This window comes from Streptomyces sp. NPDC015130 (assembly GCF_043080005.1).
Taxonomy (GTDB): Bacteria; Actinomycetota; Actinomycetes; order Streptomycetales; family Streptomycetaceae; genus Streptomyces.
The window spans coordinates 41,346-63,066 of record NZ_JBIBVC010000024.1 but is presented as its reverse complement, the minus strand read 5'-3'; the positions used below and the strand labels follow the sequence as shown (position 1 = coordinate 63,066).

General features: G+C 70.2%; 35 protein-coding genes. 33 read left to right on the top strand and 2 right to left on the bottom strand.

Annotated elements, in window-relative coordinates; translation table 11 throughout:
• The 30 genes from ACF08F_RS34820 to ACF08F_RS34675 all read left to right on the top strand — a co-directional run bounded on the left by ACF08F_RS34820 (position 1) and on the right by ACF08F_RS34675 (position 18,567).
• Positions 1 to 810: a hypothetical protein gene (locus tag ACF08F_RS34820; RefSeq protein ID WP_392302547.1), complete on the top strand. Its 810-nt coding sequence runs from the start codon at positions 1 to 3 to the stop codon at positions 808 to 810.
• A gap of 154 nt (positions 811 to 964) precedes the next feature.
• Entirely contained in the window at positions 965 to 2,128 is a 1,164-nt protein-coding gene (locus ACF08F_RS34815) for a ParA family protein (RefSeq protein WP_392302546.1), read from the top strand.
• The gene (locus tag ACF08F_RS34810) at positions 2,125 to 3,240 is read left to right on the top strand and encodes a ParB/RepB/Spo0J family partition protein (RefSeq protein ID WP_392302545.1); all 1,116 of its coding nucleotides are present in this window, start codon (positions 2,125 to 2,127) and stop codon (positions 3,238 to 3,240) included. Before ACF08F_RS34815 ends, ACF08F_RS34810 begins: the two co-directional genes overlap by 4 nt.
• Positions 3,241 to 3,688: 448 nt before the next feature.
• Complete coding sequence (locus ACF08F_RS34805; protein WP_392302544.1) at positions 3,689 to 3,979, top strand: hypothetical protein; 291 nt, start codon at positions 3,689 to 3,691, stop codon at positions 3,977 to 3,979.
• 216 nt (positions 3,980 to 4,195) lie between these two features.
• Positions 4,196 to 4,741: a hypothetical protein gene (locus ACF08F_RS34800; protein ID WP_392302543.1), complete on the top strand. Its 546-nt coding sequence runs from the start codon at positions 4,196 to 4,198 to the stop codon at positions 4,739 to 4,741.
• 143 nt (positions 4,742 to 4,884) lie between these two features.
• On the top strand, positions 4,885 to 5,112 hold the full coding sequence (locus tag ACF08F_RS34795; RefSeq protein WP_392302542.1) for a hypothetical protein: 228 nt from the start codon (positions 4,885 to 4,887) through the stop codon (positions 5,110 to 5,112).
• A 184-nt stretch (positions 5,113 to 5,296) separates the two neighbouring features.
• A complete protein-coding gene (locus ACF08F_RS34790) occupies positions 5,297 to 5,641 on the top strand; it encodes a hypothetical protein (protein WP_392302541.1) in 345 nt (114 codons plus the stop codon).
• A gap of 107 nt (positions 5,642 to 5,748) precedes the next feature.
• Positions 5,749 to 6,186, top strand: coding sequence for a hypothetical protein (locus tag ACF08F_RS34785; RefSeq protein WP_392302540.1), 438 nt, complete (start codon positions 5,749 to 5,751; stop codon positions 6,184 to 6,186).
• A 61-nt stretch (positions 6,187 to 6,247) separates the two neighbouring features.
• Positions 6,248 to 6,511, top strand: a complete 264-nt coding sequence (locus ACF08F_RS34780; RefSeq protein ID WP_392302539.1) for a hypothetical protein — start codon at positions 6,248 to 6,250, stop codon at positions 6,509 to 6,511.
• The gene (locus tag ACF08F_RS34775; RefSeq protein WP_392302538.1) at positions 6,508 to 7,113 is read left to right on the top strand and encodes a hypothetical protein; all 606 of its coding nucleotides are present in this window, start codon (positions 6,508 to 6,510) and stop codon (positions 7,111 to 7,113) included. The genes ACF08F_RS34780 and ACF08F_RS34775 overlap by 4 nt, the downstream gene beginning before the upstream one ends.
• 155 nt (positions 7,114 to 7,268) lie before the next feature.
• Positions 7,269 to 8,231, top strand: coding sequence for a DUF5131 family protein (locus ACF08F_RS34770; RefSeq protein WP_392302537.1), 963 nt, complete (start codon positions 7,269 to 7,271; stop codon positions 8,229 to 8,231).
• The gene (locus tag ACF08F_RS34765; protein ID WP_392302536.1) at positions 8,228 to 8,962 is read left to right on the top strand and encodes a hypothetical protein; all 735 of its coding nucleotides are present in this window, start codon (positions 8,228 to 8,230) and stop codon (positions 8,960 to 8,962) included. The genes ACF08F_RS34770 and ACF08F_RS34765 overlap by 4 nt, the downstream gene beginning before the upstream one ends.
• Positions 8,963 to 8,979: 17 nt before the next feature.
• Complete coding sequence (locus tag ACF08F_RS34760) at positions 8,980 to 9,537, top strand: hypothetical protein (protein WP_392302535.1); 558 nt, start codon at positions 8,980 to 8,982, stop codon at positions 9,535 to 9,537.
• A 27-nt stretch (positions 9,538 to 9,564) separates the two neighbouring features.
• Positions 9,565 to 10,044, top strand: coding sequence for a WhiB family transcriptional regulator (locus ACF08F_RS34755; protein WP_392302534.1), 480 nt, complete (start codon positions 9,565 to 9,567; stop codon positions 10,042 to 10,044).
• Between the two features lie 164 nt (positions 10,045 to 10,208).
• Positions 10,209 to 11,153 (top strand): hypothetical protein, encoded by a 945-nt coding sequence (locus ACF08F_RS34750; protein ID WP_392302533.1) that lies wholly within the window; start codon positions 10,209 to 10,211, stop codon positions 11,151 to 11,153.
• Between the two features lie 39 nt (positions 11,154 to 11,192).
• Positions 11,193 to 11,732 (top strand): single-stranded DNA-binding protein, encoded by a 540-nt coding sequence (locus tag ACF08F_RS34745; protein WP_392302532.1) that lies wholly within the window; start codon positions 11,193 to 11,195, stop codon positions 11,730 to 11,732.
• 137 nt (positions 11,733 to 11,869) lie between these two features.
• A complete protein-coding gene (locus ACF08F_RS34740; protein WP_392302531.1) occupies positions 11,870 to 12,370 on the top strand; it encodes a hypothetical protein in 501 nt (166 codons plus the stop codon).
• A 216-nt stretch (positions 12,371 to 12,586) separates the two neighbouring features.
• On the top strand, positions 12,587 to 12,958 hold the full coding sequence (locus ACF08F_RS34735; protein WP_392302530.1) for a hypothetical protein: 372 nt from the start codon (positions 12,587 to 12,589) through the stop codon (positions 12,956 to 12,958).
• A gap of 81 nt (positions 12,959 to 13,039) precedes the next feature.
• The gene (locus ACF08F_RS34730; RefSeq protein WP_392302529.1) at positions 13,040 to 13,576 is read left to right on the top strand and encodes a DUF3560 domain-containing protein; all 537 of its coding nucleotides are present in this window, start codon (positions 13,040 to 13,042) and stop codon (positions 13,574 to 13,576) included.
• Between the two features lie 75 nt (positions 13,577 to 13,651).
• Positions 13,652 to 14,053, top strand: a complete 402-nt coding sequence (locus ACF08F_RS34725; RefSeq protein WP_392302528.1) for a hypothetical protein — start codon at positions 13,652 to 13,654, stop codon at positions 14,051 to 14,053.
• 39 nt (positions 14,054 to 14,092) lie between these two features.
• Positions 14,093 to 14,263, top strand: a complete 171-nt coding sequence (locus ACF08F_RS34720) for a hypothetical protein (protein ID WP_392302527.1) — start codon at positions 14,093 to 14,095, stop codon at positions 14,261 to 14,263.
• Positions 14,264 to 14,285: 22 nt separating this feature from the next.
• Entirely contained in the window at positions 14,286 to 14,480 is a 195-nt protein-coding gene (locus ACF08F_RS34715) for a hypothetical protein (RefSeq protein ID WP_392302526.1), read from the top strand.
• Positions 14,481 to 14,554: 74 nt separating this feature from the next.
• Complete coding sequence (locus ACF08F_RS34710; RefSeq protein WP_392302525.1) at positions 14,555 to 15,040, top strand: hypothetical protein; 486 nt, start codon at positions 14,555 to 14,557, stop codon at positions 15,038 to 15,040.
• Positions 15,041 to 15,096: 56 nt separating this feature from the next.
• Entirely contained in the window at positions 15,097 to 15,729 is a 633-nt protein-coding gene (locus ACF08F_RS34705) for a hypothetical protein (RefSeq protein WP_392302524.1), read from the top strand.
• Positions 15,726 to 15,944 carry a hypothetical protein gene (locus ACF08F_RS34700; protein ID WP_392302523.1) on the top strand — a complete coding sequence of 73 codons (219 nt, stop codon included), beginning with the start codon at positions 15,726 to 15,728 and terminating at the stop codon, positions 15,942 to 15,944. The genes ACF08F_RS34705 and ACF08F_RS34700 overlap by 4 nt, the downstream gene beginning before the upstream one ends.
• Positions 15,941 to 16,297, top strand: a complete 357-nt coding sequence (locus ACF08F_RS34695) for a hypothetical protein (protein ID WP_392302522.1) — start codon at positions 15,941 to 15,943, stop codon at positions 16,295 to 16,297. Before ACF08F_RS34700 ends, ACF08F_RS34695 begins: the two co-directional genes overlap by 4 nt.
• Complete coding sequence (locus ACF08F_RS34690) at positions 16,294 to 16,884, top strand: hypothetical protein (RefSeq protein ID WP_392302521.1); 591 nt, start codon at positions 16,294 to 16,296, stop codon at positions 16,882 to 16,884. The genes ACF08F_RS34695 and ACF08F_RS34690 overlap by 4 nt, the downstream gene beginning before the upstream one ends.
• Positions 16,881 to 17,246 carry a hypothetical protein gene (locus ACF08F_RS34685; protein WP_392302520.1) on the top strand — a complete coding sequence of 122 codons (366 nt, stop codon included), beginning with the start codon at positions 16,881 to 16,883 and terminating at the stop codon, positions 17,244 to 17,246. Before ACF08F_RS34690 ends, ACF08F_RS34685 begins: the two co-directional genes overlap by 4 nt.
• A gap of 16 nt (positions 17,247 to 17,262) precedes the next feature.
• On the top strand, positions 17,263 to 17,847 hold the full coding sequence (locus tag ACF08F_RS34680) for a hypothetical protein (RefSeq protein WP_392302519.1): 585 nt from the start codon (positions 17,263 to 17,265) through the stop codon (positions 17,845 to 17,847).
• Between the two features lie 81 nt (positions 17,848 to 17,928).
• Complete coding sequence (locus ACF08F_RS34675; protein ID WP_392302518.1) at positions 17,929 to 18,567, top strand: hypothetical protein; 639 nt, start codon at positions 17,929 to 17,931, stop codon at positions 18,565 to 18,567.
• A gap of 77 nt (positions 18,568 to 18,644) precedes the next feature.
• On the opposite strand, the gene ACF08F_RS34670 is transcribed toward ACF08F_RS34675, so the two are convergent.
• A complete protein-coding gene (locus ACF08F_RS34670) occupies positions 18,645 to 19,133 on the bottom strand; it encodes a hypothetical protein (protein ID WP_392302517.1) in 489 nt (162 codons plus the stop codon).
• 278 nt (positions 19,134 to 19,411) lie between these two features.
• On the opposite strand from ACF08F_RS34670, the gene ACF08F_RS34665 reads away from it, so the two are divergent.
• The 3 genes from ACF08F_RS34665 to ACF08F_RS34655 all read left to right on the top strand — a co-directional run bounded on the left by ACF08F_RS34665 (position 19,412) and on the right by ACF08F_RS34655 (position 20,715).
• On the top strand, positions 19,412 to 19,792 hold the full coding sequence (locus ACF08F_RS34665; protein ID WP_392302516.1) for a hypothetical protein: 381 nt from the start codon (positions 19,412 to 19,414) through the stop codon (positions 19,790 to 19,792).
• A 14-nt stretch (positions 19,793 to 19,806) separates the two neighbouring features.
• Positions 19,807 to 20,196 (top strand): DUF6233 domain-containing protein, encoded by a 390-nt coding sequence (locus ACF08F_RS34660; RefSeq protein ID WP_392302515.1) that lies wholly within the window; start codon positions 19,807 to 19,809, stop codon positions 20,194 to 20,196.
• A 249-nt stretch (positions 20,197 to 20,445) separates the two neighbouring features.
• Positions 20,446 to 20,715 carry a hypothetical protein gene (locus ACF08F_RS34655; protein ID WP_392302514.1) on the top strand — a complete coding sequence of 90 codons (270 nt, stop codon included), beginning with the start codon at positions 20,446 to 20,448 and terminating at the stop codon, positions 20,713 to 20,715.
• A 47-nt stretch (positions 20,716 to 20,762) separates the two neighbouring features.
• Here ACF08F_RS34655 and ACF08F_RS34650 read toward each other — a convergent pair whose 3' ends face one another.
• Positions 20,763 to 21,692: a Ku protein gene (locus tag ACF08F_RS34650; protein ID WP_392302513.1), complete on the bottom strand. Its 930-nt coding sequence runs from the start codon at positions 21,690 to 21,692 to the stop codon at positions 20,763 to 20,765.
• Positions 21,693 to 21,721: the final 29 nt, after the last annotated feature.

Genomic DNA, 21,721 nt, shown 5'->3' with positions numbered 1-21,721 from the left:
ATGACAGACCCCAGCACCACCGCGCACTCCGGCGCCGACCTCGCCCGCCAGGCCCTTGCCGCCTACAAGGCCGGCCGCCGCCCCGGCACCGGACCCGCCCAGCCCATCCGTCGCGCCCAGCGCCGCCGTACCGACGGCGGCGGCCGCGACCCGCAGACCTTCGCCACCGTTCTCGAGCGCCTCGGCACCGAACAGGGCTGGGCCGCCGGCGTCCGCGGCGGCAGCATCCTCGACCGGTTCACCGAGCTGTGCCCGCAGTTCGAGGGCCGCGTCATCGCAGTCGCGTGGCACGCCGACATCGGGCGCCTAGACCTGCGCCCCGGATCCCACGCCTACGCCGCCAACCTCCGCCTCCTCGGCCGCCAGCTCCGCCAGCAGATCAACACCAAGCTCGGCAGCAACACTGTGCAGGAGATCGGCATCCTGCCCGTAGCCTCCCTCGGCCCGTCGCCGAGAACCCCCGATCCCGTGCAGCCCGAACCGGCCCCCGCACCCGCGCGGACCCGAGAGACCGCCTCGGCCGGCTACCACCGGGCACTCGCCGCCCACCGTGAACACCGCGGCGAACCGGTCAACCTCACGGAGTTCGCCGACCGCGTCGAAGCCGCGCGCGCCCGCCAGGACGCCGCCCTCGTCGCCCGCCGGCTCCCGCCCGAGGAGCACGCCGAGTACCTGGCCCAGCTCGAACTCCAGCAGAGCAAGGCACCCGTCACCGGCATCGATGCCAGCATTCAGGCCGCGCGGCACTATGCCCGCACCGGACGGCCCGTCGGCGGTCGCCAGCCTCAGCAAGTGCTCGGCGCTGCCTGATCCGTATTACGCCGTAATACCGAGCCCTGCGCCCTGGGCGGCGACCCAGCAACAGCACCTCGTATTACGGCGTAATACCAAAGGGCCGACGCCAACACGCGCAATTCCGGCACCAAGTGCATCTTGAACCCCTCGGGGTCAGTAAGGTGACGCCATGGCATCTCCGAACCCCCCTAGCGACAGGGAGAAGGTGGCGTCCAAGCTGCCTCCTGCGCTGAAGCAAGAACTGAAGGTGCGCGCCGCCGAGCTGCAGCTCGACATCCAGGACGCCGTCACCTCCGCGATCCAGACCTGGCGCACGCAGCCCCCCGCAGCCAGCAGCGTCAACACCACCGGCGCCGACTCCTTCAGCACCTGGCTCCCCACCGGCCTGTACGACGCCTTCAAGGACACCTGCACCGAACGCAACGTGTCCTTCATCCAGGGTCTAGCCCAGGCCGTACGCCGATGGCTCGACGTCAACCCGTCCCCCGGTGACCGCCCCGAGGGCGGCATCCCGGAACGGAAGGTGGTCTGCAACCAGAAGGGTGGCGTCGGCAAGACCGCCATCTCCGCCGGGCTGGCCCAGGCCTACGCCGAGATGGGCAAGCGCGTCCTCCTCGTCGACTACGACCCCCAGGGACACCTCTCCGACCAACTCGGAATCGCCCAGACCCCTCCAGGCCACGACAGCCTCGTGGCGCACATGTGCGGAGAGGGCGACGGAGACCTCCGCGACCTCATCGTCACGGTCGACGACCCCCGGTTCGGGAAGCGCCTGGACGTCCTCCCCTCGTGCTTCGACGGCTTCCTCCTGGACGCCCGCGTCGGAGTGAAGTACGTACAGACCCGCGGATTCCAGAAGGAGAGCGCCCTCGAACTGGCCCTCGCCACCGTCGAGTCGTATTACGACGTAATCGTCGTCGACTGCCCGCCCAGCCTCGGCATCGCCATGGACGCCGCCCTGTACTACGGCCGACGCCGCCAAGGCGAACCCGCCGGCGTCTCCGGCGTCGTCATCCCCGTCCTAGCGGAAGACTCCTCGGCCACCGCCTACGGGATGCTCGCCGGACAGATAGAGGATCTCTGTAGCGACCTTCGCGTCGAGGTGGACTACCTCGGACTGGTCGTGAACCTCTACGACAGCCGCCGTGGCGCCATCGCCACCACATCCCTCGCGGAGTGGCGCAAGCTCGGCGACCCGCCTGTCCTTGCCGTCATCAACGACCTCAAGGAACAGCGTGAAGCGGTCCGAAAGAAGGCCCCGCTGCTCTCCTACGCCCCGTTCTGCGAGCAGTCGGAAGCCATGCGGGAGATTGCCAAGCGGGTGACGTCATGACCTCCAAAGCGGAAGCCCTTGGCCCCTCGGCATCGTTCGGGGCAGTCCGGAGCGCCCGAAGTCGCGAGTTCAACCGGGCCATGGGTATCGAGGCGGAGGAGGAGCAGCAGCCCATCACGCACCTGCCCGTCGAGGACATCAGCCTCAACCCCGACAACCCGCGCAGCGAGCTGGGAGACCTGACCGAGCTCGCGGGAAGCCTTCGCGACCACGGCCAGAAGACGGCCATCTCCATCATGGGCCGTGCCGCATACCTGGCAGCAAGCCCGGACAACGAAGGCGCCCTCGAGCCCGATACGCGCTACGTCGTAATCGAGGGAAACTCCCGCCTTGCCGCGGCGCGCGAGGCCGGCCTGAAGACCATCAAGGTCATGGTCGACGATGAGATGGGCAGCGACGCCAACCAACTCCTCGAGTCCGCGCTGGTCGCCAACGTGCACCGCCGAGACCTTGAGCATCTCGACGAAGCAAAAGCGCTTCAGCAGCTGCTTGCCGTACACAAGACGCAAGAGGCTCTCGCCGCCCGGCTACACCGATCCCAGGGGTGGGTCGCACAACGGCTGGCACTGCTGAACCTGACTCCCGAGCTGCAGCAGCGCCTGGTTGAAGGGTCGGAGTCTGTCGACCTTCTCCGACGGGTCGGGAATCAGCATCCCGAGAACCAGGAGAACCGGCTGGAAGAGCTGAAGAGAGAGCGGGAGGCAGTCCGCGCCGCCAAGGCGGCAGCCGCGCTTGCCAACAAGGCGGCTAAGGCGGCCAAGGTGGCCGAGGCGGCCAAGACCGCAGCTCCCGAGGCGGCCACCGACGACCAGCCACCCCACACGCCCCCGCCGTCCGAGACCGCTAGCTCGGCTCATTACGACGTAATAGTGGAGCGCGAGGAGCGAAGCTCGCACACCGCTGAACCGGAACTTCCGGCAGCCCGCCACGGTAAAGGCGGAACGGCGCCGGAAGTGGCGGCACCGTCCGGCGCGGCGAGCCCTCCCGTGCCGTGGCACGACGCGGCGGCTGTGGCGGACCTCATCATGGAGCAGATGCCCGTCGATCAGCAGCGGCGGCTGGTCATGCGCCTGCAGGCGCTTCAGTCGGCGCAGCGCATCGCCAAGACCTGACGGCTACCGCCTGGCGAGGCGGCTGGCTACAATCACCGTCATCTGACGGGCGTGCCCGTGAGGTCTCTGGGCCCCTGCAGGCCAACCAGACGTTGTCGGCAAAACTCCGTCCTGGCCCGCGGGGGCTTCTTCATGCCCCTCTACCGGCTGCATGCAGGTTCCGTACCGATTTCAGCCAAACGCGGGTCAATATGGCCCAGTGCATCCTAGTTTGGGGGGTGAGGGGGGTGTGAAAAGCAAACCAGATCCTCGCCACACGGCCAGAACGCATGCACAGTTACAGACCCGGGGTGTCAGGCAGTCTCCCCGGACCCGCGGCCCGGACAGGGAAGTCTCGGACCGAGGACCCTTCCCACACTGCCACCACGGAGCGGAGACGCCCCCGATGCCCTCAGCAGAGCACGCCCCCGCGCCCCCGGCCGGCCCGCCTGGCCCCGGCGCAGGATCCGTGATCCATCTAGCCGACCGCCGCCACCGTCGAGGCGTCCGAGCGACGCCGGCCCCCGATCCGGCACCGACCACGCCGGCCTTCGAAGCGGCCCTCACCATCCAGGCCATGTACCAGGCCTCCGGCCAGTCCCTCAACGACCCCGCCACCGCCGCCGCGTACCGGACCGCCCTCGAAGCAACCGTCCTCCTCGTCAACGGCGCCCACGCCCACAGCGTGATCGACGACGACGGGTGGAAACATCTTCGGGCCATGCTGAGCGACATGGCGCAGGCCCCGGACCTCGTCTAATCAGGGCATATGCCAAGAGGAATGCGACCCAACGGTCGGTTCTCGATCGCGGCGAGTTGATCGATCCGTACACAGCGCTGTCAACACGCACCCCACCTGTGCCACGATGAGGCGTCCGGAACCACCCGGAGTGAGCAACTCCGGCCCCGGGCGCGCGTCCCTGGCACACCGTCACGCACCCGCGCCCGAGAGGGCCGCACAGCGGACGGGGACAGCATGAGCAGTGGGGACACCCTCAACCCAGCGGAACGCCTCCGCCTCCTCCAGGACGAGTACCTGGTACCCGGCGCAGGTCAGCGCGCCGAACGCGTCAGCAAGTCCACCGAACCCGGCACACCGATCCGCCTGGCCGTCTTCGACCACATGCGCGAATCGGTCGGCGAAGTCGTCGCCCTCGCCGCGAGCATGCGCGAGAACCAGGCCCCCTCCACCGCGCCGCCGGCCAAGGCCGACAGCATCTACCGATGGCTCGTGGAAGAAACCGACCACCTGGACGCCGCGCGCCAGCAGGCCCGAGACGTCGTCATCTACCGCCAGGGCCTCGAGCACGCCATCGTCATGGGCGACTCCAAGGTGATCCGACGGCACTCCTGCCCGAACTGCGTGACCTGGGGCCTCATCTGGGACCGCGTCCACGAGGAAGTCGTCTGCCTCAACCGGCACTGCGCCGACGACGACGGCCAGCACACCACCTGGACGCTCAAGCAGCTCGCCGAGGACCACATCGCCCGCCGAAACAACCGGGCGGCGCGCGCAACCTAACGGCCCCCTCACGGGTCTAGCAGTCGTCCACCAGGACACCCTCACCACCTGACGGGCTTCCCGCCGTCCGGTGACCCGCACCAACCCGCATATCGGCCGCCGGAGCTGCGAACGACGGTCGCGCCGAGAACCCGGGAGCCCACGTGGCCATCAGCACCATCCAGCCGTACACGCGAAGCAGCGACCTGGTGACGTACAAGGAGGCGACGAAGCTCTTCGCCCAGACCGGGCATCCCGTCTCGGAGACCACCATCCGACGGTGGGTCAAGGAGCGGAAGCTGGACGCCCCGACGGTGTTCGGCATCGTGTACGTCTCGTACTCCGACCTTCTGGTCGCGCACGGCGACTGGGTCGCCCACACCGTGCCCTGACAGCCCCGCCCCTGCGGCATCCCAGCCAGCCCCGTTCCCCTCGTCCCAGGGGAGCGGGGCTTTCTGCTACCCCAACACGGCTATAATCTATTGCGCAGGCAATAGGTTATAGCTTACGGTGGTCAAGCCGACAACGCACCACCCCACCCGGGCGGTGCGGAGTAACTGACCCTGGAGCGCCGCCATGACCGTGCTCACCCACACCCGCCTCACCCCGCCGCTCGCCTACTACGACGGCCTCTACTCCTTCCAGCAGCAGGTCTTCGACACCTGCATGGAACACGCCGACAACGCCGCGGACGCCGTCACCTACAACCGGGCCATGGAGCTCGCGGCCCTCGCCATCGCCATCGACCTCCCCGCCAGCGGCAGCATCGCCAAGTGCGCCTGCGGCAACTGCGGATGCGACGCCATCTTCGACCCCGCCGCCCCCGGCCTCCGCGAAGTCGAGCCGTCCGGCCCGTACAACCTCCCCCGCTACCAGTGCGCCGCCTGCGCCGACAGCCACCCCGCACCCCACGAGGACTAACCCCCTCCAGCACCGGCCCGGCCGCCAGGTCGAGGACCCCACTCCCTCGCGGCCGGGCCGGACCAACCCCCGCAGAGACCCCACGCAGCACCCACCGGGAGACACCCATGTCCGAAACCGGCCTCATCCTGCGCACCGCCCAGCAGCTCCTCAACCACCACGGCCTCATCAACCCCGACCACCGCCACTTCGTCGACGAGCACGGCCGCCTCGACATCCCCGCCGCCGTCTTCCGCGCCGTCACCGGCAAGACCCCCGGCGCCTTCCTCGACAACCCCGACCACGCCCGCCTCCTCATCGAGACCAACGAGCCCACCATGGCCGCCCTCGCCTGGATCTCCCGCGTCCTGCCCACCGAACCGCCGGACTCCGGCAACGGCGACGACCTCATCGAGCACCTCGCCGGCTGGCTCGCCGCCACCGACCCCCACCTCGGCCACCGCCGCCCGGGCACCAGCGACGTCATCGGCCTCCTCGACCGCGCCGCACGCGCCGCCGACTCCACCGCCACCATCCCCCACCAGACCATCCCGGCCGCCGCCTGACCGCCGCCCCCCCGTGCCGGGGCCACCCAGCCCCGGCACCCCGCCCGAGAACGGAACCGCCATGAGCCTCATGACCCTGGCCACCACCATCACCGGCGGCCACGACCCCGCCTACTACGCCGGCCGCGCCGACGCCTACGACGAGCACACCACTGGCGCCACCCTCGACGAACTCACCACCCGCGCCGCACACATCACCGACCTGCACGACCCGATGTACGCCGCCGGATACACCGCCCGCGTCCTCGAGATCCGACACGAGAACGCCGCCCGCACCGCCACCGAAGCCGACATCGCCCACCACCTCCTGGCGCGTGCCGCATGACCAGCACCGACCCCCTCATCGTGTCCCGGTACGACGTCGCCATGGAGCCCGCGCCCGAGGACGAGCCGAACCTGATCATCGGCGCAGTAGCCGACGACGGACAGCCCGTGGCCCTCTTCCTCGACCCGGAAGCCCGCGACAAGGTCGCCCGCTGGCTCGCCCCCGACCTCTCCACCGAAGCCGACCGACTGCGAGCACAGGTAGCCGACCTCCAGCAGGAACGGCACACCACCAACGAGGCCCTGAGCGACGCAGCCCAGGCCCTGCGCGCCCACCGCGACGCCATCATCCCGACCGGCTCCGACCCCACCGACCACGTCGAGTACCAGGTCATCGGCGGCTGGGGCGTCGACGGAGCCGACAGCGCCGAGAAGGCCGTCGCCGCCGTTCACACGGCGCGCCGCGCCCACCCGTGGGACCGGGTCTACGCCCAGCAGCGCACCGTCCGCACCTGGGACGACGACTCCCAGTGGTACGGCCCCTGGACCGACGTCCCCGGCGCCGAACTCCCCCCGCTGCCCCGACAGCAGGAGGACCCGCACAACGGCCCGCTCGCCCGCCGCTACACCGACTGCCGCGACCTGCCCGAGATGACGGCATGACCCGCGCCTGGTGTCAGCTCGCCGCCACCACCGCCGCGTCCCTCGCGCTCCTCGCCCTCGGCCGCCACCTCTCCAAGACGGCCACCTGAACCCGCCGGGTCGGCGGTGACACGCCCCGCCGACCCGACGCCCAAGCCCCTCACAAGGAGCCCGCCATGGGTGACACCACCACCATCGAATGGACCGACCGCACCTGGAATCCGGTCAGCGGGTGCTCGAAGATCTCCGCCGGCTGTGACAACTGCTACGCCGAGACCATCGCCGAGCGCTTCCGCGGCACCGCCGCCTTCCCCCACGGATTCGACGTCCGCATCCGCGACGACAAGGTCAACGCTCCCCTCACCTGGCGCAAGCCCGCCAAGGTCTTCGTCAACTCCATGGGCGACCTCTTCCACGCCGAAGTGCCCCAGCTGTGGATCGCGAACATCGTCGCGGTCATGGCCGCCGCCCGCCGCCACACCTTCCAGCTCCTCACCAAGCGCCACGCCCGAATGCGGACCCTCCTCAACGACCCCAACTTCGTCGACCAGGTTCGTTCCATGGCCCACGGCAAGGGCCTCCCCGCCAACGACTGGACCTGGCCGCTCCCGAACCTGTGGCTTGGCGTCTCCGTCGAGAACCAGCCGTGGGCCGACATCCGGATCCCCGCCCTCCTCGACACCCCCGCGGCCATCCGCTGGATCAGCGCCGAACCCCTCCTCGGGCCCATCGACCTCAAGGAGGCCGTCCGCACCATGGGCAGCGAACGCGGCCACGGCCTTACCGCCTCGTACGTCCACGCCGGAGGCTGCTGCGACCGACAGCGCCACGGCATCAACTGGGTCGTCGCCGGAGGAGAGTCCGGCCGCGGCGCCCGCCCCGCACACCCCGACTGGTTCCGCAGCCTCCGCGACCAATGCGCCCAGGCCAACGTGCCCTTCCTGTTCAAGCAGTGGGGGGAGTACAAGCCCACCGGCTACCTCGTCATCGGCGGCACCACCAAGGGCGCCCTCCTCCTCGGCGACCCCGTCGACGACCTCGGACACCGCGTCGAGATCGCCCGCATCGGCAAAAAGGCCGCCGGCCGCGAGCTCGACGGACGCATCCACGACGACTACCCGGAGACGGAGAACCGGTGACCGACTGCCCCACCCCCGACAAGCACCGCTACGCCACCCGCGAAGGCGCCCAATCCGGCGCCCGCCGCTCCCTCATAGCCGTCGGGACCCTCTACCCCTACGCCTGCCCCTGCACCTGGTGGCACCTCACCAAGCACCGCCCCGAGGAACCCCTCAACCCTACCGACGCCGACCCCCTGCGCGTCCAGTACCTCCAGACCGTCCCCGACATCACCTTCCGCACCACCGTCGTCGAAGACGCCACCGGCAAAGCCCCGGCCACAGACCGACTCGCCCTCCGCCACCCCGCCAACCTCAAGCGCTGGCACAAGATCCTCGGCCAACTCATCCACGATGCCGAACAGCAACTCGCCGACCGCGCCGACACCACATCCCTCGCCGCACACGACTGGCGCCGCCGACACCTCGGCTACCGCACCTCCCTCCAGACCCGCCGAACCGAATGCCAGCAACTCCGCGCCGAAGCCCACATCAGCGCCACCGCCCAAGCCGAACGCGAAGCCGCCCACCTCGACAAAGCCAGGCAGACCGAACTCTGCCGAGCCGAACGTGAGGCCGCCCGCCTCAACAAGGCCAGCCAGAAGGAACTCCGCCGCCTCGCCGGCGATGCCGCCATCAAACGCCTCATGGCCGACCACCCCGACACCTGGGCCCGCTACCTCACCGAGGAATGCGACCGCATCGGCGTTGACCTCCCCGCCCGGTACCGCGACCTCCCTCAGACCGCCTGACCCCGCCAGGAGCACCCATGAACCCGCCCACCGTCATCGGCCTCGACACCAGCCTCACCGCCACCGGCATCGCCTCCAGCAACGGCTGGTGCCAGGTCGTCGGCTGGACCGACAAGAAGAACCCCATCACCCGGCTCCCCCACCCCGACCGCGCCCGCGCGCTCCAGGACGTTCGCACCTGCATCCTCGACACCATCGGCCGCCCCGACCTTGCCGTCATCGAGACCCCCGCCCTCTCCCGCGCAGGCGGAGGGGGACACGAGCGCGGCTGGCTCTGGTGGGAGATCTACAACGCCCTCACCGCCCGCGACATCCCCATCGGCCTCGTCTCCACCAATCAGCGCATGCTCTACGCCACCGGCAAGGGCACCGCCACCAAGAACCTCGTCGTCGACGCCGTCGCCCGCCGCTGGCCCGACTGGCCCACCAACGGCGACGACAACGCCGCGGACGCCGTCGTCCTCATGGCCGCCGGCTGCGACTGGCTCGGCCACCCCATCACCCCCATGCCCCAGGCCCACCGCGCCGCCATCACCAAGGCCACCTGGCCCGAGCCCACGGCTGCGGCCGCGTAACCCGAGCACCCCACCCCGGAGGAACCGATGACCACCGAAACCCGCCGCCCCATATCACCCGCCGCGTCGGCGCCTCTCGAGGGCCACTGGGCGGACTACCGAGCCTGCCGTGACGAGGACCCCGAGCTGTTCTTCCCCGTGGGCGACGGTTTGGCCGCCCGGGCCCAGACGGAGGCAGCCAAGCAGGTGTGCGGCCGCTGCCCGGTCCGAGTCCAGTGCCTCGAGGACGCCTTTGCCAAGGGCGACCAGTTCGGCGTGTTCGGTGGCCTGTCGAGCATGGAGCGCCGGAGGCTGCTCACGGTGCGGGGCCGCTCGATGCCGAATCGTCCATCGGTCGCGATGGGCCGCTGTGACGTGGAAGCCGACCGTGTGCGCCAGCTGCGGAGCCTCGGTGCGTCTGTGAAGTACACGGCGGCGGAGATCGGCGTCAGTCGGGACACGCTGACCCGCTGGCTGCAGATCGACAAGGCGCTGCAGACTGCGGCCGAGCAGGAGGTTGCGGTATGAGGGCCGGGTCGTCACTGGCACAGCGGGCCGCGCATGCACGGTGGCAGGCGCGGCGTCGGGAAGCGCAGAAGGCGGGCACATGGGACCCCTTCATGCCCGCAGAGCCGGTCCGAGCGCACGTTCGTCGGCTGCAGGCAGCCGGTATGCCGGTTCGTCCCCTATCGGTGCTGCTCGGGTACGGCCGTGACGGACTCGACTACCTCATGTACGGCGACAACGACCACAAGCCGGCGGAGAAGATCGAACGGGAACGAGGTGCGGCGGTCCTGGCCTACTGGCCCTCGCTGCCGGACTTCCCCAACCTCGCGCGGATCGACCCGACGGGTACACGGCGCCGAGTGCAGGCCCTGCAGATGCTCGGCTTCAACCATGCGTTCGTGGCTGGACGAGCGGGGGTTCCGTTCCGCGGGATGAGCCGTGCTCTGACGTCCGAGCGGGTGACAGCGCAGTTCGCGAGGGCGATCCTGCGGGCCTACAACGAGCTGTGGAATCAGAACCCGGAGGACCTCGGAATCCTGCCGTGGGTGGCCGACCGGACTCGGCGCGCGGCAGCCGTGGGCGGGTTCGTTGGGCCGCTGGCGTGGGACGACGACACGATCGACGACCCGGGCGCCGAGCCCCTGCTCGACGCTGGCGACGACACGGAAACGTACGACGAGGTTGCGGTCCGCCGGTACGCCGACGGGACCCGCATCAACCTCACCGCCTCTGAGCGTCTGGCCGCGATTGCGCTGTGCGTCTCCCGCGGGATGTCGTTCGCGGACATCGACCGGGAACACGGCCACGGGAGCAGCTTCACGTGCGTGTTCGTGGGGCGCATGCGGCGGGCTTACGAACGGGAGGGCCGGCCGTTTCCGGAGGCCCTCGTGCAGGACGGGTCCAGGGAGCTGGTGGGGAGCGAGGTGGTTGAGATCCGAACCCGGAGCTTCGAGGGGGAGACGGATCTTGAGCTCGGGATGGCGTTCGGGGTCCGGGCCCGGGTCATCGCTGAGGTATGCCGTGGTCGGACCTATCAGCAGTACGGCGGCCCGATCCGGGAGCCGAAGCAGGGGCCGACGCCGACCAGCAAGACCTTGTTCGCCGGGAAGACCGGCCAGCGCGCGGCATGACGCCGAACGTACTCAGAGACCAGACGAAGGAGCAGCAGCATGGCAGGCGAGACCGTGATCACCGTGGTCGGGAACCTCGTGGACGATCCCGAGCTCCGATTCACCCCGCAGGGTGCGGCGGTGGCGAAGTTCCGGGTCGCGTCGACACCGCGCGTGTTCGACCGGCAGACGAACGAGTGGAAGGACGGCGACAGCTTGTTCCTGACGTGCTCGGTGTGGCGGCAGGCCGCGGAGAACGTTGCTGAGTCGTTGGCGCGGGGGATGCGGGTGATCGTGCAGGGCCGGTTGAAGCAGCGGTCGTACGAGGACCGTGAGGGCGTGAAGCGCACGGTGTACGAGCTGGATGTCGACGAGCTGGGGCCGTGCCTGAAGTCGGCGACGGCGAAGGTGACGAAGGCCGGCGGCCGCGGCGGCCAGCAGGGGGGCGGTGGTGGCGGCTGGGGCGGGAGCGGCGGTGGTGGCCAGCAGGCTGCTCCTGCTGGTGACCCGTGGGCTGCGGGCGGTTCGTCCTCGGGCGGTGGCCGGCAGGGCGGTGGCGGTTCGTGGGGTGGGGGAGGGGATGACGAGCCTCCCTTCTGAGCAGCGTTGATGGGCCCGGTCCCGGGTGGGGCCGGGCCTTTCTGTTTCCCCGAGGCCGTATAACCTATTGCGCACGCAATAGGTTATGGCTTATGGTGGTCAAGCCGACAACGACCCAACAACCAGGGGGACGGACCATGCTCGACAACATCGGCTTCCACACCGACCGCGACTTCCACACCGAACTCGCCACCCTCCACACCGAGATCCGCGCCCTTACCGGCCAGTTCGAGATCGGGCTCTTCCCCTCCTGGGAGGCGCAGCAGAACGCCAGCAGCCGCCTCGCCAGCCTCCAGCACCAGGCCGGCGTCATCGCCCGCGAGGCCGCCGCCGCCGACGCCAACCAGACCCGCCTCGCCGAAGCCGTCCGCCTCGTCGGCGACCTCGACCTCGGCTTCATTGCCTACGTCGTCTTCGGCGCGGACGCCCTGCCCATGCAGCCCCGCTACGAAGTCCGCCTCATCGAGCGCCACGGGCGCGGCTACACCGTCCCTGGTACGACCCGACGTGACCTCACCGAGGACCAGATCGACGAGGTGACGCGCGAGCTGTACGCCGAGGTCCTCAAGCCCGGCGGTCACGCCCGCCTGTGGGGCCTGGACGGCCGCGACTACCGCGCCCTGGTCACCAAGTACTGACCCCACCCCAGACGGCTCCCCAACCCCCAGGGGAGCCCCGCCGCCCCCACACCCCCTGGGGGCGGCACCCCCGGGCAGGCACCCGGACACGCGGCCCGCACGGCCCCCTCCGTGCACCGACCCGCTTCCGACGAGTGCCACCCACCCCGGCCGCGCGCTCCGTACTCCCCTTCCGGGGCGCGCGGCCCACCACCCAGAGACCCCAAGGGAGTACCGATGCGCATTTCCCCCATGAACCTGAAGAGCGGGGACCACGTCATACTCGCCGGACGTCCCGAGACCGTCACCGCCGTTCAGGACGCGGGGGATTGGATGCACGTGTCCGTCACCGGGTGGGACGACGACCCGTACCTGGTTCGCCCCCACGACACCGTTGAGGTCCTGCACCGCCCGACTGGCATCAGCCCGCGACTGGACGAGTACGAGAACAACGTCCAGCACTTCTGGCGTCGGACGATCAACGGTGTCAGCTACCACTTCGTGCACGTCAAGGTGTCCCGCCACGGACACCCGTACATCGCCGTGACGCGCAGCGATGGCGTGCCCGTCCGCTGCACGTGCCGCCAGTCCGACTGCCCTTCGGTCTAACGCCTAACTCGCCCGGACACCGGTAGGGCGCGGTGACCTCGCCGCGCCCCGAACGCCCACACGGCCTTGAAGGAACAGCCCATGCCGAACCAGGACCCGAACGCCGCCCGCCGCCGTGCTGAAGCCGCCGAGCAGCGCGCCGACCGTCTTAAGGCGGAAGCCGAACGCCGCTCCCAGCAGGCCTCCAACATGTACGGCCGGTTCGCGGGAGGGCAGCCCCTCCTTCGCGGTCACCACTCCTACCGCTCCGCCCGCCGTGACAAGGCCCGCGCGGACGCCGCCTCCGAGCGCGCCATCGATGCCTTCAAGGAAGCCCAGCGCGCCGATCAGCACGCCCGGTGGGCCCGAATCACGGCTGACGCGAAGACGGAGATGGCTGAACGGCTCTCGAAGCGTGACCGTTCCTGGACGCCGGCGGACTTCCAGCCCGGCGACATCGTCGGGGTCCGCACCTTTCAGACCTCCGTCGACACGTACCGGGTGAAGCGCGTCAACAAGAAGACGCTCACGCTCGACGGCGGCGGAGGCGGATGGGACGACCCGAAGCGTGAGTACGACCGGGTCTTGTCCCGGACCCGCGACGGAGTGACCGTCACCAACCCGGCCGACCTCGACTGAACGGTACCTGCGGGGCGGGCTCGGCACGACGGCCGTGCCCGCCCCGCACTGCCACCACCCCGGAGACACATCGCAATGACCCTCGTCACCCGAGACCCCGCCACCGGCCTCAGCCGGAACCCGATCCGCTACCCCGACGGTCAGCCGCCCACCCCGTACGGCTGCCGCTGGTGCGGAACCGAACAGGGCGGACACGGCCGCCGCTGGAAGCCCGGCGCCGGGCTGCACGTCTGGGAGCAGCCGACCGACGCGCAGATCCTCGCCCGCATGCGCGCCCGCCGTACCGCCCGCCTCGCGGGACCGGCACCCCTCCACGCCACCACCGCCTGGGCGCCGGACCCCGACGGCGAAAGCGCCGACTCGTACTGCAGGGACTGCGGCACGTCCGCATGCCCCCGCTGGTGGCGGATCGACAACCGGCTCCAGCTCCGCCGCCAGGGCCTGCGCCGTTGGCCTCGCAACGACGTCCCGTTCTGACCCCGCCCGCTGACCCGCCACCACACCCAGGAGAACCCCATGGCCCGCCCGACGATCGTCCACGGCATCACCCGCGACGGCCACCACACCACGCACTGCATCACCCCCACCAGCCGAACCAGCGAGCACCGCACCGACTGCCCCTGCCACACCGTCGACACCCGCCCCGCCCGCATCCGGCGGCGCCGCAAGCCCACCACCAACGCCTGAAACCTAAGGAGACGAGACCACCATGCAGACGACCATCGACGACCTCCTCCACCGACTCGCCAACACCCTGAACGCCCTGCAGGACGCCGGGTACAGCCCCGACCCCCGCAACGGCGTCCACATCGGCCCCGGACACGGACCGAGCGCGGACCGACACACCGACCGAGTGGTCTGGGATGAGGACGCCGGCCGCTGGACTGTCGCCGACCGCGCCTGACATGCCGCAAACCGCCCCGCGGGAATCGGGGCGGTCTGGACACCTCGACCCTACCCACCGAAGGAGCAACACCCATGGCCGAGACCGAGAAGCACGAGCCCGAGAACTGGTTCTGGGACGCCGACAGCGGCGACTGCCCCCACGGCCCCCAGCCCGAGGACGACATGTCGGACGCGTGGGACGCGTGGATGGACCGCCACCAGTCCTACGCCGACGGGATGCTCTGCCTGGACGCCCCGGCCGGAGAGGCCTGTGGGGAGTGCTCGGCCGAGCACGGCGAGATGGTGCCGTGGTCGCAGTGCAGCGTCCGTACCCACCGTCGCCCGCGCCCCACCGTCGCCCCCGTGCCGGCCGCCGACCACGAGCAGGTCCCCATCTGGGTCGGCACCACCGAGTGCCTCGAGCGCGAGTGCGACGACTACTTCGACGACGACGGCGACGAGATCCCCGGCCTGGAGCACTGCCCGCACATCCGCGTGGAGACCGCGTGCTCCTGCCAGCAGCAGCCCGACGGCGACTACAGCGAGCAGCCGTGCCCGCTGGCCGTCTCCGCCGCCTGACCCCCGCCCCGCTGCCGGGCCGCGCACCACGGCCCGGCCCACCCAAGGAGCCCCGCATGACCGAACAGCCCGAGGCCTGCCGCAGCACCCAGCATTGCGCCACCCACGGCTTCTGCCACCGCTGCACGCCCTCCCTGGCCGACGCCTCGCAGCACCTCGTCAAGGCCATCGACGCCGCCGGGATCACCACCGGATCCGGTCGCGTCTACGCCCAGCTCGCCGCCACGGTCCGGGACGCCGCCCGTCAGACCGGCGCGTGCAGCTGCGGTGAGCCCGCCACCCCCGACGTCGTCCACTGCCAGGGCGCGCCCTGCTACATGGACCAGGACGGCGGCCTCCAGACCGTGGAACTGCCGGCCCCGGCCGCCCGCCAGACCGGACACCAGCCGGACACGGGCGCCCGCGGCAGGTGCCCCGTGATGTTCGAGGGCGGCACTCAGTGCGAGAAGGACGCGGACCACCGCGCAGGTCGGAGGTCGGACGACCCCCACGTGCCCGGGGCCGCCCCCGCTGCCGGTCTGGACAACAACCAGCCAGCCGACGCCCCGCTCACCGCCGCCGAGCGCCAGTTCCTCACCTTCGCCCTCGACCTCGCCGACAACCGCATGGCCAACCGCTCCGACGAGTTCACGACCGACGACTACGAAGCCCTCGCTCGCCTCCGCCGCACGGTCGAGGAGGGGCGATGAGTCGCATCTGCCGCCACCGCCTCCGCTACGTGCCCCACGCCCCGCAGTGGCTCGCCTGCGACACCTGCCAGGCCGACTTCCCCCACCGCGACGACTGCCCCGGCCACAACACCACCACCTGCGTCCTGTTCTGCCAGATGCCCGAAGCCGAACGGCAGGAGATCGCAGCACTCGAAGTCCAGTTCGCACTGCCCGCCGCCGAGGAGCGACGATGACCCAGCCAGCCGTGGACGACATGCGCCGTCAAATCGTCCTCCGCGAGATCAACCAGGGCGCCCTCGCCGGGATGCCCTCCGAGATCAGCGAAAACGCCGCCGACCTCGTGCTTGCCGCGCTCGACCGCTACGACGACTGGGCCGCCAAGGGCGCCGTCGGGCCCTCCGCCCGACTCGCACGCATCGCCCAAGCCCACACCCAGGACACGACATCGGGCGGCCTGACGACCGGCAACTGCGTGGAGTGCGGCCACCCGTCGCCGTGCCCCACCTACACCTGGGCCACCACCGACCGCGACCCGCTCGCCACCTGGGACCCAGCCGACGACGAAGACGAGGAGACCAACCGATGACCCAACCCAGCTACCCGCCCGCCCAGTGCGGGACGACATGCACCGAGCAGCACACCTACCGCCTCGACGAGTGCGCCCTCTGCACCGCCAACCTCCACGGCGGCTACGCCAGCCCCGCCTGGACCGTCCCATGCCCCCGCTGCTGCACCCTCGCCGACCGGCCGTGCCTCCGCCGCGACGGCGCCGCCGCCAGCGTCGACTGCCAGGAACGCTGGACCGCCCACAACGAGCAGCAGAACACCCAGCCCGAGCCCGCCCAGATCCGGCACACCGTCGACACGCTCCGCAACCTCGCCGACCGCGCCGAACACCACGGCGGACTCACCGGCCAAGAGGCCACCGCACTCCGCAACGGCATCAACGACCTCACCATCCGCGTCTGGGACGCCAAATCTGCCCGCGACGCATGGGCCGCCAAAGCCGACAAGCAGCAGCAGCGCGCCGAGCGGGCCGAGGCCGCCCTCGACGCGGTTCGCGCTTTTGCGGAGGACATCGACACCCCAACGTGGCGGGCACCAGGTACCGAAGTCGCCGCCAGGCTCCGCGTCGCCCTCGACGCCCACACCAACCTCAAGGACCAGACGTGATCCAGCCCGGCCAGATATACCGATCCGCCGACCCCCGCGGCGGCCCTCGCATCCGCATCGAGCGCTTCACCCCCGGACACAACCACGTCTGGGCCGTCGACGCCCAGAACGGCAAGCGGGCCCGCTGGATCCTCATCCGCAACCTGCACGCCACCGCGACCACGAAGACGGGCGCGCGCCGGCGGACCGGCTACGTCCTCGAGCAGTCGGACGTGCCCGAGCCGGAAGTGGACCCGGGCGTGCAGGCCTTTCTTGACCTCCACGCCCCGCTGGCGTTCCCGCTCGCCGACCACGGCCGGGCGTGCGGCGGGCCGGCCGTTCCCCAGCTGCGCCCCATCACCGACGTCCTCACCACCCTCTGATGCGAAGGAGCACCCCATGACCGCGCGGAACAGCAGCGCGGCGGGCCCGTCACCGGCTGGTGGCGGGTCCGCCGCGTCTCTGACAGACATTGAGCTGGCTGTCCTTGAAGCTGTCAGCACCGGTGCGACCTACCGAGCTATGGCGAAGCGGTTCAGCATGCACGTGAACACTCCCAGCAAGATCTTGCCCCGGGTGGTCAGGAAGTTCGGGGCTCGGAACGTCACCCATGCTGTCTACCTGGCCTGCCAGTGCGGTCTGCTGCCCATACGGAGCGCGGGAGACGCGGCGGGTATGACGCAGGCTGGGCCGAGCCTGCGTTTGTTGCGGTCGCTGGTGGCTGAGGGCTTCAGCGTCTCGGTAATCGCTGGCCGTATGGGCATGGGGCAGCCCGAGCTGAGCGACGTGATGGCGCGTACGACGATCACCTTGGCCATGGAGGCCCGGGTGCGCCTCGCCTTCGCGGAGCTGGCCGGCCGAGACCCGCTGGCGCTGGGTGTGCACCCCCGCGGCGTGACACGGGCGCGGAATCGGGCGCGCGCGGAGGGCTGGGAGATCGTTCCGCCGATGTCCGCGCCGACCGTTGAGCCGCACGCAGCCTGATTTCGGTTGCCGAGAGTCACGAAAGGCACCGCACCCCACGGGCGGGCGCCTACCTACTGTCACATTCCCAGAAGGAGGGCCATGTCCGCCCCTAAGCACGTCTGCCGCTCCGGCGCGAGCGTCTACTACTGCCCCGAGGCCGGCCAGGTGGAGTCCGAGTGCCACGGCGGGTTCGACACCTGCTGCGGGCACCCCGAACTCCACGAGCCGATCGTCGCGGCCAAGGCCGAAGGACTGGATGCCCGACGCCGGTACCTGGTGCCTGCCGGCGTCCTGCGGCTCTCTGGCGAGCCGGACCATACGCATCTGGCGTTGTACACGTGGAATGCGCGGATGGACGGCTGGCTCGTCGGGCAGGGCCTGTGTGGGCGCTCCGTCGGGGGCACGCCGCGGTTCGGTGGGCCGGCTGTCGCGTGTGGAGCGTGCGTGGAGTACCTGCCGGTGTACGAGGCGGCGCTCGGGCAGGAGATCGCCGGCCTCCACGCCCGCGCCCAGGACCGTACGGCGCGCGCCGATGCCGGGGACACGGTGGAGAACGGGGCCTGGCACACCGTGTGGCTCGAGGGCCGCTGGGCGTGGGTGACGAAGAAGATGACGACCGAGCAGCGGGAGTTCGCGGCTGACCGGGTGGCGGCGTACAGCGCGTTCCTGGCGGCTGTGGACGGTGAGGTCGAGCGGGCGGAGCCGGAGGGCCTGCGGTGGTGGCGGGAGCCGAGCTAGGGATGGCGCGAGGCAAGAGGGCGACGGCCCGCCGGCTCCTTTCGGGGCGGGCGGGCCGTGCTGCGTAGTGGCGGGGGTCAGTCGTTGAGGCCGACGAGCTTTGCGATGCGTTGGGCGTCGAAGTGGCTCTGGAATGGGCTGGGCTTCCAGCCGGTGAGCTGCTGGATGAAGCCGCCCTTGTCGTTGTGGCTGGAGTCCCAGAGCTTGTCGGTGACCGGCAGGCGGGCCCAGTTCAGGCGCTCTCCGGTCTTGGCGTGGGTGGGCCAGGTGTAGTGGGTGAGGAAGTCTTCGGGCAGGTAGGGAGAGGGGCTGAAGGGGGCGGTCTCGAAGATGTTGGTGCCGCGGACGGACCAGTTGATCGGCGCTGGCGCCTTGGTGGCGTGTGCGGCGAACCAGAGGTCCCAGAGTTCGCGGGGGGTCACTTCATCGGGGGTGCACTCGTCGGTGAGCCAGTCGCCTTCCACTTCCCAGTACAGGCACAGGGGTGTGGTGGGCTCGTAGTTGCTCGTGCGGGTGCGGAAGGTCCAAGGAGTGTCGGTCGGATACGGCTTGTGCTGTGTATGCATGGCGGTCATCCTGCGGCCGGGCCGGCTCTCGCGGTGGCGTGATTCACCCGTGAGGGGGATGATCTGGCTGATCGCCTTGCATTCTGGGCGACCTCCATGATTGGGGGTGTTAGTCCCAGTCGGGTTCGCGTGCTGCGCCCCACTCGGGGTCGGCGGTGAGTCCCCAGCCGGTGTCGTGACGCATGGTGTCCTCCCGTGTGTGAGCTGTTGGGGTGACCGTAATCGCAGGTGGCGTGTGTGACTAGCCTCCAGAAATCGAACAGAGGTACGTTTCTCTTGTGGCAGACACCCTCCCCTTTCCTGACGACCTGATCGAGCTCCAGCAGCGCCTGCACCAGGCACGTGCCGAGCACACAGCCCTGTGTCGAACCCTGCCCTGGTCCGTCGAGCCGCTCCCCGGATGGCCCGGCACAGCCCACCCGCACACCGGTGAGGTGACCGGCGGCCGCGAGCCGTCCCCCGGCTATACGCCCGAGCAGGCGGCCGAGGAGACGCGGCTGTGGGACCTCGTGCGCGAGCTGTCGATCGAGGTGTCCACTCACCCGTACTGGGCGACGCTCCCGAAGGACGACAAGCTCGTGAAGGCCCGTATGGAGCTCAAGCGGCACCCGAAGGCCCAGCCGGACGCCGCCGGGGCGGGCGACGCGCTGGCGGCGTGAGCGGGGCGGTCTTGATGGAGATGCCGATAGCCGTCCGGCTGGAGATGAAGCGGACGGTGCTGAAGTGGCTGCGGTGGCAGGTGACGGTGACCGAGCGGGACATCCGGGACCTCGAGCAACAGGAAGCCGAGGAGCGCCGGCGCCGGGAGGTAGCGCACCGGGAGCTCCGCTGGACCGTGAGCGAGCCCCGCGCGGTCGAGGGTCATCCCGTCCTGCACCGGGGGAACTGCTCGCTCGCGGCCCAGTACGGCGGGGCGCAGCTCCTGGACCGGGACGGCGTGATTGCCGCGGCGGAGATGCACCCAGACCTGGAGATGTGCGACGTGTGCGCGCCGTGGGGCAGCCTCGGCATCGACAAGCCTGCCGGCAGGCCGCTGACCGGTCGGGAAGGCGAGTTTCCCTAGCCCATCCCGCTGATAGGGCGCCCTTCTCGTCTGACAAGATGAGCGCCCTATCTAGAGGGGGGCACTATGAGTGAATCGGCTACTTCGCCTGGTAGACCAGGGAGCAGCCAACGACCTCGCCGCCACTGGGGGGTCGTCGCGGCGCCAGTTCTTGTCGTAGCTCTTGCCGCAGCATTCCTCGCTGGAAGGGTGACGGCAGACGACTCGGGAAGTTCCGCTGCCGGGTGTGCGCCTGTCCAGGACGCACTGATGGAGGAACTCGGCATCATTGACTCGCTGAGCACGAAGGCCGGGACAGGTTCGCTGACGGCAGATGAGCAAGCGAGGCACGAGAGTGGGCGCCGGACGGCCGCAAACTTGATCCTCACGAACCCGGACTGCTTCGATCGAACCGAAAGGGCCACCGCGCAGTCCATCCGGGACCAGCTGAGCGCCGAGCGCCAGAGCCAGGACCTCGACGATTTGCGCCGCTCCGTGTGTGCCGCATCGGATGAGCCCTGGTGGGAGTGCGCCAACTAGCCTTCCGGGCTCGGCGGCGGCAGACACAGGCCAAGAGCAGGCCGAGCCTAAGCGGACTTCTTCCGCCGCGCGGGCGCTGTCTTCTTCGCCGCGGACTTCTTGGCCGGCGTCTTCTTCGCGGCTGAGGGAGCCTTCTTCTTCGGCTTCGGCATCTCGTGCACGGTCGCCTCGCCCCCGGGTGGCGTCTCGCCGCGGGACTCCTTCGCCTTGGCCACAGAGGCCTCCAGCGCGGCCATCAGGTCCACCACTGGCGCCGCCATGCTCTCCTCACCCGCGGCAGGCTTCGGCGCCCGGTGCTCGGCCTTCGCCTCGATCACCTCGTGGAGCGCCTCGGTGTAGTGGTCGGCGACGTCCAGGTCGGCGAGGTGCTCGACGGTCATCGTGTCCATCAGCGCGAGCGCGCCCTCGATCTCGTCCTCGGTCAGCTCGGTCTCGGGCGGGGTGATCTCCTCGGAGGAGCGGATCTCGTCCCCCCAGTGCAGGCCGGACAGGAGCAGCGCGTCCTCGAGGGGGCGGAGCAGGCCGAGCCGCTCTCTTCCGCGGAGGGCGTACTTGGCGACGGCCACCTTGTCGTTGCGCTCCAGTGCCTTCCTGAGTAGCACGTATGGCTTGGCTGCGACCTGGCCGGCCGGGGTGATGTAGTACGAGCCGGCGCCGTGCTGGACGGGGTCGACGGAGGCCCGGTCGACGAACGCGACGATCTCGATGGCCTTCGCGGTGGGCAGGGGCATGTCCGCCAGGTCCTGGTCCGTGATGGGGATGATGTGGTCCTTGCGGTCCTCGAAGCCCTTGCCGATCTCGTCCTCGGTGAGCTCCTGGCTGTCGATCTCGCACGTCTTGCGGTACCGGATCCGGCCGCCGTCCTCGAGGTGTACCTGTCGCAGTGACACGTCGTGCTTCTCGGTCGCGTTCTCCAGCTTGCAAGGCACGGTGACCAGGCCAAACGAGATCGCTCCGGACCACAGAGGACGGGGCATGCGTGCTCCTCACAGGCCCCCCTGGGCGT